Source organism: Pseudomonas sp. NBRC 111138 (genome assembly GCF_001320835.1).
GTDB lineage: Bacteria > Pseudomonadota > Gammaproteobacteria > Pseudomonadales > Pseudomonadaceae > Aquipseudomonas > Aquipseudomonas paracarnis.
In genome coordinates this window covers 1-12,659 of sequence record NZ_BCBO01000088.1, presented here as the reverse complement: position 1 = coordinate 12,659, position 12,659 = coordinate 1, and the positions used below count along the sequence as shown (strand labels likewise).

Here is a 12,659-nt window from a genome sequence, read left to right as displayed (position 1 = left end):
CCATCCTTCCCTCTGTGTATCATCCTGTCTCTTTTTTCCTCGCGACCTTTCTCGATTCGCTGAGAATCCCGGGCTATGTTTTTGAGCCAACTCAGCGGTCAATGGAGTGACAGCCTTATGCACGACACCCTCCAGCAGGTCTTTGGTTACCCACACTTTCGCTTGGGCCAGGAAGAGACGGTCAGCGCCGTGCTGGCTGGGCGATCTGCCGCCGCCATTTTCCCTACGGGGTCGGGCAAATCCTTGTGTTACCAGTTGTCGGCCGTGTTGCTGCCGCACCTGACGCTGGTGGTGTCGCCGTTGCTGGCGTTGATGCAGGACCAGTTGGGTTTCCTGCAGCGCCATGGCATTTCGGCGGGCAGTATCGACTCGGCCCAGAGCCGTGATGAGGCCAATGATGTAATGGCCCGTGCGCGATCGGGCGAGCTCAAGATTCTGATGATTTCCGTGGAGCGTTTGAAGAACGAGCGTTTCCGTAATTTCCTGAACAGCGTGCAGATCTCGTTGCTGGTGGTAGACGAGGCGCACTGTATCTCCGAATGGGGCCACAACTTCCGCCCGGATTATTTGAAGCTGCCGGACTACCAGCGCCAGTTCAACATCCCTCAGGCGCTGTTGCTGACGGCCACGGCCACGCCCAAGGTGATCGCTGACATGCAGGCCAAGTTCGCCATTGCTGCCGAAGATGTAGTGACCACGGGCTTCTATCGGCCCAACCTCAACCTGCTGGTGGAACCAGTCAGCGGCCACGACAAACGCCGCAGGCTGGTGGAATGGATGAAAGCGCGGGCCAACCAGCCGAGTATTGTCTACGTCACCTTGCAGAAAACCGCCGAGCAGATTGCCGAGCATCTGAACCGCCACGGCATTCAGGCCGAGGCTTATCACGCGGGGCTGCCCCATGAAAAACGTGAAGGTATCCAGCAGCGTTTCATGGGCGGGCGTTCCAATTGCATTGTCGCAACCATCGCGTTTGGCATGGGCATCGACAAGAGTGACATCCGCAATGTCGTGCACTTCGACCTGCCCAAGTCAATCGAGAACTACAGCCAGGAAATCGGCCGCGCAGGGCGTGACGGGCAGCCGTCGGATTGCCTGGTGTTGGCCAACCGCGACAGCCTCAATGTGCTGGAAAACTTCGTGTACGGTGATACGCCGGAGCAGCAAGGCATTTTGCGCGTACTGGAGGAGTTGCAGGCCGCGCGTAGTGAAGGGCAGTGGGAGTTCCTGCTCAGGTCGCTGTCGGACCACAGCAATATTCGCGAGTTGCCGCTCAAGACGCTCCTGGTGCAGTTGGAGCTCAAGGGCGTGATCGCGCCGCGCTATGCGTTTTATGCGGAATACCGTTTCAAATACCTGATCGAGCCCGAGGCCTTGCTGGCGCGTTTTACCGGCGAGCGGCAGCAGTTTGTCGCGGCGATCATCCAGGTGTGCAAGCGCGCTAAAACCTGGGCGACGGTCGATTTCGATGCGCTTTATCAACAGCACAATGCCGAGCGTAGTCGGGTGGTGAAGGCACTGGATTATTTTCAGGAGCAGGGCCTGATCGAGCTCGAAAGCAAGCAGATGACTGAGGTCTACAGTTTGCTCGACACCCATTTCGACCCCCACGCGTTAAGCGCCGAGTTATACACAGGCTTCAAGCAGCATGAGGTGACGGAGGTCGCGCGGATTCACGCCATGCTCGACCTGTTCGCCACCGACCACTGCCTGGGGCAACGTCTGGCGCACTACTTTGGTGATGATAATGCGCCCCGGCGTTGCGGGCATTGTTCGGTATGCCACGGCCAGGTCGCCCATCTGCCGGCGCCGCCGAGCCTGCCGCCGCTTGTGGATAAAAACTTCATGGGGCTGTGCGGTGATTTTATCCACAGGCATCATGAGCACACGGGGCACTTGCCGAATGCGGAGCGTTTGACGCGTTTCCTTGGCGGTATCAGCGTACCGTTGTTTACCAAGTTGAAGGCGCGAGGCATTCCCGGTTTTGCTGCGCTGGAAGACTACCCCTACGCCGAGGTGCGCGACTGGGCCCATGCTCAATTGGATCAACTTTGATGAGACTTGCCGATGCCTGACTCAACGCCTGTGCGCGACGATTACCGCCACTTCCAACCGATCACCACGCGTTGGCACGACAACGATGCCTACGGCCATGTGAATAACGTCACTTACTACAGCTTCTTCGATACAGCCGTTAATACCTACCTGATCGAACAGGGCGGGTTGGATATTCATGACGGTGAAGTGGTGGGGTTTGTGGTGAGTTCGGCCTGCGATTACTTCGCCTCGATCGCTTTTCCCGAGTGCATTGAGGTCGGTCTGCGGGTGGGCAAGCTGGGCAATAGCTCGGTGCAGTATGAGCTGGCGGTATTCAAGGCGGGCGAGCAGGAGGCGCGTGCGGCGGGGCGCTTTGTCCATGTGTTTGTGGATCGAGCCTCGAACCAGCCAGTGCCGATTCCGGGAATGTTGCGCGAAGCGATGCAGCGGCTGCTGGTTTGACGCACCTACAAGCAATACAGACCAAATGTGGGAGCTGGGCTTGCCCGCGATGGCGCAGTATCAGGCAGTACGTCTAAACCTGATTCACTGCTATCGCGGGCAAGCCCGGCTCCCACATCGGATGTGTTCGTCAGAGCGCGGGTTTATCAGTCGCGATAACGATGCTTGTTCTTGCGATGCCCATAGGCATGGCCGCGACCTGGGTGGCCATCGCGGTAGTAGCGACGATCGTCACGGTCGCGATCGCGGTAATGGCGGCTGTCGCGATCACTTTCGTTACCCATGTAGTTGCCTAGCGCGCCGCCCGCGCCACCGCCGGCTGCGGAGCCGATCAGTGCACCAGTGCTGCCGCCAACGCTGCGCCCTACGACGTTACCGCCGGCTGCGCCCAGTGCGCCACCAATGGCGGCTTCGCCACGGCTACGTTTGTCGGCGCCGACTGCACTACCGCCTGCGCCGCCCAGGGCCGCGCCAATGGTCGAACCGGTGTTGCCGCCCAGCTGCTGGCCGACAACGGAACCTAGTACCCCACCCAATGCGCCGCCTACACCGGCTTCGGTGGTGCCGCCTGCCATGGCTGCGCCACTGACCAGGCCAAGGGACAACAAGAGAATCGAGGAGAACTTCATTCAGGGAAACCTCAAGGGATGACGGCGCGATCCTGAGGTTGTATCGAGGCGCTGACAATCGAAATCCGACCGGCGGCAGAGGTTGTATACAATTTGCTAAGTTGCTGTTTTGTATGGGGAACTTAAGTCGTTTTTACGGGTCTTTAGCTACTTCGGAAGGGCCGCTTTTATGCAAAAGCGGCCTTTTTTTGTGCCTGCAGAATGTGCGGTGCTTGTGCTGGTCTCTTCGCGGGCAAGCCCGCTCCCACATTCGATCGGTCCACACAGTCTCAATGGTGAACCCATCCCAGTGTGGGAGCGGGCTTGCCCGCGAAAGCGTTAGTTCAAGCAACACATATCTCGGATCGAGTCAGGCCGAGCGCGCCATGATCAACCCACTCTCACTCGCCGCCTCCAAGCGAATCGCAACAAACTTAGAAGTTGGCGTATGGCTACCGTCGCCAGTGCTTTCCAACGGCACCAACGGGTTCACTTCGGGGTAGTAAGCCGCCGCCTGCCCCGCCGGAATATCAAATGCCAGCAGCGTAAAGCCCTTCACGCGGCGCTCACGGCCGTCTTCCCACAGCGACACGATGTCTGCCTTCTGCCCCGGCTTGAAGCCCAGGCGGATGATGTCGGCTTCGTTGACGAACAGCACGTCACGCTGGCCTTTGACCCCGCGATAACGGTCGTCCAGGCCGTAGATGGTGGTGTTGTACTGATCATGGGAGCGCATTGACTGCATGATCAGGTCCGGCACCCGGCCCGTGGCGTGGGTGAGCTCGTGGATCAGGTCTTTGGGCAAGATGTTCGGGCGGAAGTTGGCGCGACCTGATGGAGTGTTCCAGCGCCGTGCGCCGGCGGAGTTGCCCAGATAGAAGCCGCCTGGATGCTTGATCTTCTCGTTGAAGTCCTTGAAGCCTGGGATGGTGTCGGCGATCAGGTCGCGGATGCGCCCGTAGTCGGCCACCAGCCAGTTCCAATCCACGGGCTTGCTGCCCAGGGTGGCGGCAGCAATGCCCGCCAGGATCGCCGGCTCGGACTTCATCAGTTTCGACAGCGGTTGCAGTTGGCCGTTGGAGCCGTGGACCATGCTGAACGAGTCTTCCACCGTCACCGCTTGCGGGCCGTCGGCCTGGATGTCTATGTCGGTGCGGCCCAGGCACGGCAGGATCAACGCATCTTTACCGTGCATCAGGTGGCTGCGGTTGAGCTTGGTGCTGATCTGCACGGTCAGGTCGCAATTTCGCAGCGCTTCAAAGGTGCGCGTGCTGTCTGGCGTGGCTTGGGCAAAGTTACCGCCCAGGCCGATAAAGACTTTGGAGCGGCCTTCAAGCATGGCGTGAATCGCTTCCACCACGTTATGGCCATTGTCGCGAGGCACCTGGAACTGGAAACGACGCTCCAGCGCGTCCAGAAACGCCACCGGTGGGCGTTCGTTGATGCCCATGGTGCGGTCGCCCTGTACGTTACTGTGGCCACGCACCGGGCACAGCCCGGCACCTGGGCGGCCGATATTGCCGCGCAGCAGCATCAGGTTGGCGATTTCCTGGATGGTCGGCACCGAGTGGCGATGCTGGGTAATCCCCATCGCCCAGCACATGATTACACTCTTGCCTTTGGCGTACATGCGTGCCGCTTGCTCGATCTCCACCAGGGTCAGGCCGGACTGCTCGACGATCTCCTCCCACGAGGTATCGTCGATCTGACCCAGGTATTCCAGGACGTTGGTAGTGTGCTCATTGAGGAAGTCGTGGTCGAACACCGCTTCCTTGCCTTCGGCCAGGGCTTGGCGTTCCCACAGCAGCAGGAACTTGGCCATGCCACGCAAGATAGCCATATCGCCACCCAGCGCCGGGCGGAAGTAGGCGGTGTTGGTCGGCTTGTCGCCGTTGGTGAGCATTTCCAGCGGATGTTGCGGGTGCTGGAAGCGCTCCAGGCCGCGCTCTTTCAGGGGGTTGATACACACCACCTGAGCGCCGCGTTTCACCGCTTCGCGCAGCGGCTCGAGCATGCGTGGGTGGTTGGTGCCGGGGTTCTGGCCCCAGACGAAAATGGCATCGGCATGTTCGAAGTCATCAAAGGTTACGGTACCTTTGCCCACGCCGACACTCTGCGCCAGGGCTACGCCGCTGGCTTCGTGGCACATGTTCGAGCAGTCCGGGAAGTTGTTGGTGCCAAAGGCGCGTACGAACAACTGGTACAGGTAGGCGGCTTCGTTGCTGGCGCGGCCCGAGGTGTAGAACTCGGCCATGTTCGGGCTGGGCAGCGCGTTGAGGTGCTTGCCGATCAGGTCGAACGCGGCATCCCAACTGATGGGCAGGTAGCGATCGGTCTCGGCGTCATAGCGCATTGGCTCCGTCAGGCGGCCCTGGTACTCCAGCCAGTAGTCGCTTTGCTCCAGCAACGCCGTGACGCTGTGCTTGGCGAAGAAGGCCGCATCGACGCGGCGCTTGGTGGCTTCCCAGTTGACCGCCTTGGCGCCGTTTTCGCAGAACTTGACCATGCCGCTTTCCGGCGAGTCGCCCCAGGCGCAGCCCGGGCAGTCGAAGCCGCCGTTCTGATTGGTCTTGAGCATCATGCGCAGGTTTTTGAGGGCGTTGTCACTGGTCAGCCAGGCTTGCGCCACACTGATCAGGGCGCCCCAGCCACCGGCTGGGCCTTTATAGGGCTTGTAGCGTGGGGTTGGGGTCTGGTCGGCTTGGTGGTGAAGGCTCATGGCTGGTGCTCCATCGCAGGGCTATAGACCCGTGGCGCGCTTTTTTGCGGCAGGTGGATGAGGTTGAGGTTGTGCCGGCGTGCCCATTGCAGGGCCAGGCCGGTGGGCGACGACAGGCTGACCAGGGTCTGGATGCCCGCGCGCAAGACTTTCTGAATCAATTCGAGGCTGCAGCGGCTGGTAACAATCGCCAGGCCGCCGTCGGTCGGAATCTTTTGGCGGATCAACGCGCCAATCAATTTATCCAGGGCGTTATGCCGGCCGATGTCTTCGCGACCCATCAGCAATTCGCCCTGGCTGTTCATAAAAACCGCCGCATGCACGGCGCCGCTGTGCTGGCCCAGGGGTTGGAATGCACTGATACGCTGGCGCAGGCCGTCGAGCCACTGCGCCGGCGGCAAGGGCGCGCCGGGCAGTACCTGGAGGTCGGGCAATGCTTGCTCTACCGCTTCCACGCCACACAGGCCGCAGCCGCTGGTGCCCGCCAATTGGCGGCGTTGCTGCTTGAGGTTCCAGAACGCACGGCTGGAAACCTGTACCTGGGCGTACTGGGCTGCGCCTGAACCGCTGATTTTCAGGTCATAAATGTCGTTAACGTCGGTGATAATGCCGCTGCCGAGGCTGAAACCTACAATGAAGTCTTCCAGGTCCGTAGGCGTCACCAGCATCACCGCCTGGCTGATATCGTTGTAGGCAATCGCCAACGCCACCTCTTCGGCCAGCGCAGTGCTGGCGACTTCAGTGTGTTCAAGATTGCAATAGTGATAGCTCTGGCTGGCGACGGGCGCGGTCGATTCGAGAGCGGGCGCCGCGCAGTGAGGGCGCTTGGCGTTCATGGGGCAGTACCACCGGCGGATTGATCAGTGATTAGACTAGGCGCGACAAAGGGTCGCGTCTAATCGCCTGTATTGATCTATTGATAGAGGGCGTCGATCAAGGTTCACCCGCGTTTTCGTCGGGCTTATTCCAGGCAGGGGTGATTGCGATACTTTTGAGTCTTTAGCCAGTCTGGAACCCAAGTCGGCAGGACTGGTCTAGTCTTGGGCATCTGGAAATTAAATCCCAAGGAGAGCGCACCATGAGTATTTTTAGCTTTATCAAAGAAGCCGGCGAAAAGATTGTCGACCTGTTGACGCCGGGTAATGCGAACGCCAGTGAGCAGTTGAAGGAGCATGTGAGCAAGGTGGGCCTGGGTAATCCAAACGTGCAGACCACGGTGGATGGCGACAAGGTCACGGTGACCGGTGAAGTGGCCACGCAGGAAGAGAAAGAGAAGATCCTGTTGGCGCTGGGTAACATTGCCGGCGTGGCAAGTGTGGATGACCAGATTACTGTCAGTGGTCCTGCGGTTGCCGCTGCTCGTTTCGTCGTAGTGAAAAAGGGCGATACCCTCAGCGCGATTTCCCTGGCGGTGTACGGTAATGCCAACCAGTACAACAAGATCTTCGAGGCTAACAAGCCACTGTTGTCGCACCCGGACAAGATCTACCCGGGCCAGACACTGCGCATCCCTGAGTAATACGCAGGATAAAATGAGCAAGCTCGCCCTTTTGTAGGAGCGAGCTTGCTCGCGAAAAACTCACAGGCACCGCGTTTATCCAGGAAGCACGCGTTATCGTTGACGTTTTTCGCGAGCAAGCTCGCTCCTACATAAGCCCGGCGATGAGTTCTCGATAATCCCCGACGGCCGCAAATTCTGCGGTGTCCTTTGAGCCTTTTTTGCTATCAGGTTCTTTCACTGCCAGTAAATGTCCCACGCCGAAATCCCGGGCACTGCGCAGGATCGGCAAAGTGTCATCTATAAACAGGCTACGGGCCGGGTCAAAGTGGATATCCGCTTGTAAGGCCTCCCAGAATTGCGGGTTTTCCTTGGGGAAACCGTAGTCGTGAGAGCTGATCAATCGCTCGAAATACGGCGCCAGTTCAATGCGCTCCAACTTCAATGACAGCGAATCACGATGAGCGTTGGTGATCATGATCACGCGCTTGCCGGCCTGTTTGATCGCCGCCAGGAAGGTATCGGCATCCGGACGCAGGGCAATCAGGTGGGCGGTTTCCAACTTGAGTTCGCGCACCGGGATCTTGAGCTCGGCGCTCCAGAAATCCAGGCAATACCATTGCAACTGTCCGGCGTTACGCTCGAACAGTGGCTGCAACTCCATCTCGGCCATGGCTCGGCTTACGCCGTGCAGTTCGGCATAGCGTTGCGGCAGGTGTTCCATCCAGAAGTGGTTGTCGTAATGCAGGTCGAGCAGGGTGCCGTCCATGTCCAGCAGGACGGTGTCGATGGCGTGCCAGGGCAGAGAGGGCATGGTGGGGTCTCATGTAAGTAAAAATATCCGACACAGACAATCGGAAAAGCCACGGTATAGTAACCCGATCACGCCAAGGAGCCGTTTATGCGCCAGAAACCCACTGTCCTCGCCCGCGAAATAGTCGCCAGTAGCCGTTTGTTCCGCGTGGAGGAAGTGCAATTACGCTTTTCCAATGGCGTTGAGCGGACCTATGAGCGTCTTGTCGGGCGTGGCACGGGCTACGGCGCTGTGATGATTGTGGCGATGATCGATGAAGATCATGCAGTGCTGGTGGAAGAATACTGCGGCGGCACTGACGAATATGAATTGTCGTTGCCCAAAGGCCTGATCGAGCCCGGCGAAGACGTGCTTGCAGCGGCAGACCGCGAACTCAAGGAAGAGGCCGGCTACGGTGCACGGCAGTTGGAGCACATCACCGAGCTGTCATTGTCGCCCGGCTATATGAGCCAGAAGATCCAGGTGGTGTTGGCTACCGATCTCTACGAAGAGCGTCTTGAAGGTGATGAGCCCGAACCAATGCGGGTAGACCGGGTCAACCTGCGTGAGCTGTCGGCGCTGGCGCAAAACGAGCAGTTCAGCGAAGGTCGCGCCCTGGCTGCGCTGTATCTGGTAAGAGACCTGTTGACCCAGCGTGGAGCGTTCACCGCATGAGCGAACTGTTTTTAGGCCACCCGTTTATCGCACCGGTCATTGAATTGGCTCGGCAGGCGGGTGAAGCCATCCTGCCGTACTGGCGTGCCGAGGTAGCCGTGACGTCCAAAGCGGATGATTCTCCCGTGACGGCTGCCGACCTGGCTGCCCACCATCTCATTCTCGCAGGCCTCACCGCGCTGGACCCAAGCATTCCAGTGCTGTCTGAAGAGGACGCCGATATCGATCAGAGCGTGCGTGCCGGCTGGCAGCGCTGGTGGTTGGTGGACCCTCTGGATGGCACCAAGGAATTCATTTCTGGGAGTGAAGAGTTCACCGTCAATATTGCATTGATCGAACAGGGCCGCGTGGTGTTCGGCGTGGTGTCGATACCGACCACTGGCCGTTGTTACTTCGGCGGCGCGGGCCTGGGGGCTTGGCGGTCGGACGTCAATGCAGCGCCCAAGCAGATTCAAGTACGCCAGGCCCCGGCTTCGGGTGAGGCTTTTACGGTGGTGGCCAGCCGTCGTCATACCAGCCCTGAGCAGGAGCGCCTGCTCAATGGCCTCAGTGAAGGCTTGGGCGAGTTGAAACTGGCGAATATCGGCAGCTCCTTGAAGTTTTGCTTATTAGCCGAGGGCAGTGCCGATTGTTATCCGCGCCTGGCGCCGACCTCGCAGTGGGATACCGCAGCGGCCCAGGGTGTATTGGAAGGGGCTGGGGGCGAAGTGTTGGAGTTGAATGGCAAGCCGTTCAGTTACCCGGCGCGGGAGTCGTTGCTGAACCCGTTCTTTCTGGCGTTGCCGGCCAAGGCGGCGTGGCGTGAGCGGCTGTTGACCCTGGCCAGATCTTAAGGCCACTGCAGAGCAAAATGTGGGAGCGGGCTTGCCCGCGATGGCGCAGTGTCAGTCATACAGGTATTGGCTGATCCACCGCTATCGCAGGCAAGCCCGCTCCCACAGTTGTTTTGTGTCATGGCTGCTAGCGATGCAGGACGTATTGGCCGGTAAAGACGACGGCACGCTCTGCACTGCCCTCATTCACAATCCACGTCTCCAGCGCCAACCGCGCCCGCCCATAGCGCTGGTAGGTCGCCACGAAGCGCTTCCAAATCTTTTCATCCGGCGCCGCGCAAATGGCTGTCGCGTCCTGGGTCACCGGCAGCGGGTAGCTGATCTGACCTTCCTGAATCACGATGTGCCCGTCTTCAATCCCGGCTTCACGCAGCTTCAGGTGCAGCCAACCCCAACCCGCCAGCACCGCGCCGCAGTAGAGGCTGCCGCCGAACATGGTGCTCTTGTGGTTGATATTGGCTTGCAAGGGCAGGTGCAGTTGCAGTTGGTCGTGTTGCCAGTCGAGCACCCTGAGGCCCATTTCCCGGGTGAGTGGGATGTCGTGGTGGAGGATGGATTCCAGGTAACGGCTATCACGGCTCATGGCGGCCTCTTTGTAGGTGGACGATGTCATTCGTCATCGGCGCTCTGGCCGGCACTGTCGGCGAAGTTCAGGCCGTGTTTGCGCAGTTTGTCGTGCAAGGTTTTGCGCGGTACGCCCAGGGCTTCGGCGAGGCTGCGCACAGAGCTGTGGGGGCGGGTCAGTTCGGCGGCGATCAGGCTTTTTTCGAACTGTTCGACTTGCTCGCTCAGGCCTCCGGGTGTGGAGGTCAGCACACCGGCCGCGGGGTGGTCCTGGGTGTTATCCAGGGCCAACTCCAGGCCGAGGGCGAAACGCTCCGCGGCGTTTTGCAGTTCCCGCACATTGCCTGGCCAGCTGTGGCGCAGCAACAGCGCGCGCTGGCCCGGTTGCAGTTCGTGCAAGGGCAGGCCGTGGCGGCTGCTGGCCTCGTCGGCGAAGTGCTGGAACAGCATCAGCGCATCTTCACCCCGTTCCCGTAGCGGGGGGATGCGCAGCGGCGCCACATTGAGGCGGTAATACAAGTCGGCACGGAAGCGGCCCTGGTCGGCGGCCTGGCGCAGGTCTTCCTTGGTGGCGGCGATAATGCGGATATCCAGCGGGATCAGCTGATTGCCACCCAGGCGTTCCACGACGCGCTCCTGTAAAAGGCGCAGCAACTTGACCTGTACATCCAGGCTCATGCTTTCAATTTCATCCAGAAACAGCGTGCCGCCATTGGCAAACTCGAACTTGCCGATGCGGCGCTTTTGCGCGCCGGTAAACGCGCCGGGTTCATGGCCGAACAGTTCGCTTTCCACCACCGATTCCGCCAGCGCCCCGGCGTTGATCGCCACAAACGGGCCGCTGCGTCGGCTTGAGAGGTCGTGCAGGGCGCGGGCGACGACCTCCTTGCCTGCCCCGGTTTCGCCGAGGATCAGCACATCGGCCTTGGTCGCGGCCAGTGCACCGATTTGCTCGCGCAGGCGCAACATCTGTGGCGAGTGCCCTACCAGGCGCGTACTGAGTTGCTGGCGGTCGCTGAGAGCCAGGCGCAGGCTGCGGTTGTCCAGCACCAGCCGGCGCAGGGCCAGGGCACGGCGCACGCTGTCGAGCAGCGCGTCGCTGGCGAAGGGTTTTTCCAGGAAGTCATAGGCGCCGGCACGCATGGCTTGCACCGCCAGCGGTACGTCGCCGTGGCCGGTGATCAGCAGCACCGGCAGGTCGGGGTCCTGGCCGTGCAGTTCAGCCAGCAGTTCCAGGCCGTCCATGCCGGGCATGCGAATGTCGCTGACTACCACGCCCGGCCAGTCGCGGGACAGGCGTGCGGTGAGCCCGTTGGCTTCTCCCAGGGGCAGGACTTTCAGGCCGGCCAGGTCCAGGGTCTGGCACAGGGCCTGACGCAGGTGTGGATCGTCGTCGATCAATACCACCTGAATCGAGTTGTCGATACTCATACACTGCGGTCCTCGGACGGTTGCAGACTGACGCCCGGCGAGCCGGCGCGCAATTTCAAGGTTAACAGCGCGCCGCCCTCCTTGTGGTTGGCGAACAACAGTTCGCCGCCGAAGGCGCGCATCAGGGTGTCGCAGATCGCCAGGCCCAGGCCCAGGCCCTGGGTGCGCGTCTTGGTGGTGTAGAACGGCTCGCTGGCGCGGCCCAGGGCTTCCATGCAAAAGCCCGGGCCATTGTCGCGAATGTACAGGTTGACGCCCTGGGGCGTGGTTTCGGCACTCAGCCAGAGTCTGCGTGGCGGGCCTTTTTCGGTGAGGGCGTCCAGAGCATTGGCCAGCAAGTTACCCAGCACCTGGCGCAGACGGGTTTCACCGGCCTGCACCCACAAGGTCGCCTCTGGCAAGTCGCGAATCAACTCCACCTCCATCGAACGCCGACGCTTGGCCAGTAATGCCAGGGCGTCATCCAGTGCCGGTTGCAGGGCCACGCTCTCCGGCGCGTGACGGTCACGGCGGGCGAAGGCACGCAAGTGGGCGATGATCGAGGCCATGCGCCCGGTCAATTCACTGATCAGCTTGAGGTTGCCGCGGGCATCGTTGGTGCGCTCATGGTCGAGCAGGATCTCGGCGTTTTCGGCATAGCTGCGAATCGCCGCCAGTGGCTGATTCAATTCATGGCTGATACTCGCCGACATGGTGCCCAGCGCCGAGAGTTTACCGGCCTGAACCAGATCATCCTGGGCGCGCACCAGTTCTTGCTGGGCATGCTCGCGCTCCAGCACTTCCTGTTTAAGGCGCCGGTTAAGGCCCTCCAGGTCGCTGGTACGCTCGGCCACGCGCATTTCCAACTCGCGGCGGGCCTTGGCTTCGAAGGCGATGCGTTCCAGATAGTGCCGGCGGCGCTGCATCAGCAACCCCAGCAACAGCATCAGCACCAACAACGTGGCACCGCCCACGGCGACGACCGTGCGCACCGGGCGGTTGATCAGCGAGCGCGGCGCGAGGATTTCCACGTTCCAGCCGGTCTCGGCGATAGCCGTGG

General features: G+C 60.7%; 12 protein-coding genes. 5 read left to right on the top strand and 7 right to left on the bottom strand.

The window, feature by feature from the left end; genetic code table 11:
• The first annotated feature begins 117 nt into the window (after positions 1 to 117).
• The gene (locus APH41_RS17115; RefSeq protein WP_054920256.1) at positions 118 to 2,055 is read left to right on the top strand and encodes an ATP-dependent DNA helicase RecQ; all 1,938 of its coding nucleotides are present in this window, start codon (positions 118 to 120) and stop codon (positions 2,053 to 2,055) included.
• Positions 2,056 to 2,067: 12 nt separating this feature from the next.
• Entirely contained in the window at positions 2,068 to 2,499 is a 432-nt protein-coding gene (locus tag APH41_RS17110) for a thioesterase family protein (RefSeq protein ID WP_054920254.1), read from the top strand.
• A 146-nt stretch (positions 2,500 to 2,645) separates the two neighbouring features.
• On the opposite strand, the gene APH41_RS17105 is transcribed toward APH41_RS17110, so the two are convergent.
• From APH41_RS17105 to fdhD, 3 genes are all read right to left on the bottom strand, one after another.
• Positions 2,646 to 3,128: a glycine zipper domain-containing protein gene (locus tag APH41_RS17105; protein WP_034125502.1), complete on the bottom strand. Its 483-nt coding sequence runs from the start codon at positions 3,126 to 3,128 to the stop codon at positions 2,646 to 2,648.
• Between the two features lie 349 nt (positions 3,129 to 3,477).
• Positions 3,478 to 5,826, bottom strand: a complete 2,349-nt coding sequence (locus tag APH41_RS17100) for an FdhF/YdeP family oxidoreductase (RefSeq protein ID WP_054920252.1) — start codon at positions 5,824 to 5,826, stop codon at positions 3,478 to 3,480.
• Positions 5,823 to 6,662 carry a formate dehydrogenase accessory sulfurtransferase FdhD gene (fdhD, locus tag APH41_RS17095; RefSeq protein WP_003187702.1) on the bottom strand — a complete coding sequence of 280 codons (840 nt, stop codon included), beginning with the start codon at positions 6,660 to 6,662 and terminating at the stop codon, positions 5,823 to 5,825. Before fdhD ends, APH41_RS17100 begins: the two co-directional genes overlap by 4 nt.
• Positions 6,663 to 6,904: 242 nt before the next feature.
• On the opposite strand from fdhD, the gene lysM reads away from it, so the two are divergent.
• Positions 6,905 to 7,345, top strand: coding sequence for a peptidoglycan-binding protein LysM (gene lysM / locus APH41_RS17090; protein WP_043047371.1), 441 nt, complete (start codon positions 6,905 to 6,907; stop codon positions 7,343 to 7,345).
• A 127-nt stretch (positions 7,346 to 7,472) separates the two neighbouring features.
• Here lysM and yrfG read toward each other — a convergent pair whose 3' ends face one another.
• Positions 7,473 to 8,138, bottom strand: a complete 666-nt coding sequence (yrfG, locus tag APH41_RS17085; RefSeq protein WP_034125505.1) for a GMP/IMP nucleotidase — start codon at positions 8,136 to 8,138, stop codon at positions 7,473 to 7,475.
• Between the two features lie 87 nt (positions 8,139 to 8,225).
• On the opposite strand from yrfG, the gene nudE reads away from it, so the two are divergent.
• Together nudE and cysQ are read left to right on the top strand one after the other, a co-directional pair.
• The gene (gene nudE / locus APH41_RS17080; RefSeq protein ID WP_014716485.1) at positions 8,226 to 8,792 is read left to right on the top strand and encodes an ADP compounds hydrolase NudE; all 567 of its coding nucleotides are present in this window, start codon (positions 8,226 to 8,228) and stop codon (positions 8,790 to 8,792) included.
• On the top strand, positions 8,789 to 9,625 hold the full coding sequence (gene cysQ, locus APH41_RS17075; RefSeq protein WP_034125507.1) for a 3'(2'),5'-bisphosphate nucleotidase CysQ: 837 nt from the start codon (positions 8,789 to 8,791) through the stop codon (positions 9,623 to 9,625). Before nudE ends, cysQ begins: the two co-directional genes overlap by 4 nt.
• A 127-nt stretch (positions 9,626 to 9,752) precedes the next feature.
• Here cysQ and APH41_RS17070 read toward each other — a convergent pair whose 3' ends face one another.
• The 3 genes from APH41_RS17070 to APH41_RS17060 all read right to left on the bottom strand — a co-directional run.
• Positions 9,753 to 10,208: a thioesterase domain-containing protein gene (locus APH41_RS17070; protein WP_034125508.1), complete on the bottom strand. Its 456-nt coding sequence runs from the start codon at positions 10,206 to 10,208 to the stop codon at positions 9,753 to 9,755.
• Between the two features lie 26 nt (positions 10,209 to 10,234).
• Positions 10,235 to 11,620: a sigma-54 dependent transcriptional regulator gene (locus APH41_RS17065; protein WP_034125509.1), complete on the bottom strand. Its 1,386-nt coding sequence runs from the start codon at positions 11,618 to 11,620 to the stop codon at positions 10,235 to 10,237.
• Positions 11,617 to 12,659 (bottom strand): sensor histidine kinase (locus tag APH41_RS17060; RefSeq protein WP_177333574.1); only part of this gene is annotated, 1,043 nt, incomplete at its 5' end. The genes APH41_RS17065 and APH41_RS17060, both read right to left, overlap by 4 nt.

Excerpts from the sequence above, each read along its gene's own strand:
- yrfG (WP_034125505.1), bottom strand. The coding sequence starts at position 8,138 with ATGCCCTCTCTGCCCTGGCACGCCATCGACACCGTCCTGCTGGACATG.
- APH41_RS17105 (WP_034125502.1), bottom strand. The coding sequence starts at position 3,128 with ATGAAGTTCTCCTCGATTCTCTTGTTGTCCCTTGGCCTGGTCAGTGGC.
- lysM (WP_043047371.1), top strand. The coding sequence starts at position 6,905 with ATGAGTATTTTTAGCTTTATCAAAGAAGCCGGCGAAAAGATTGTCGAC.
- APH41_RS17115 (WP_054920256.1), top strand. The coding sequence starts at position 118 with ATGCACGACACCCTCCAGCAGGTCTTTGGTTACCCACACTTTCGCTTG.
- APH41_RS17065 (WP_034125509.1), bottom strand. The coding sequence starts at position 11,620 with ATGAGTATCGACAACTCGATTCAGGTGGTATTGATCGACGACGATCCA.
- APH41_RS17100 (WP_054920252.1), bottom strand. The coding sequence starts at position 5,826 with ATGAGCCTTCACCACCAAGCCGACCAGACCCCAACCCCACGCTACAAG.
- fdhD (WP_003187702.1), bottom strand. The coding sequence starts at position 6,662 with ATGAACGCCAAGCGCCCTCACTGCGCGGCGCCCGCTCTCGAATCGACC.
- cysQ (WP_034125507.1), top strand. The coding sequence starts at position 8,789 with ATGAGCGAACTGTTTTTAGGCCACCCGTTTATCGCACCGGTCATTGAA.
- nudE (WP_014716485.1), top strand. The coding sequence starts at position 8,226 with ATGCGCCAGAAACCCACTGTCCTCGCCCGCGAAATAGTCGCCAGTAGC.
- APH41_RS17110 (WP_054920254.1), top strand. The coding sequence starts at position 2,068 with ATGCCTGACTCAACGCCTGTGCGCGACGATTACCGCCACTTCCAACCG.
- APH41_RS17070 (WP_034125508.1), bottom strand. The coding sequence starts at position 10,208 with ATGAGCCGTGATAGCCGTTACCTGGAATCCATCCTCCACCACGACATC.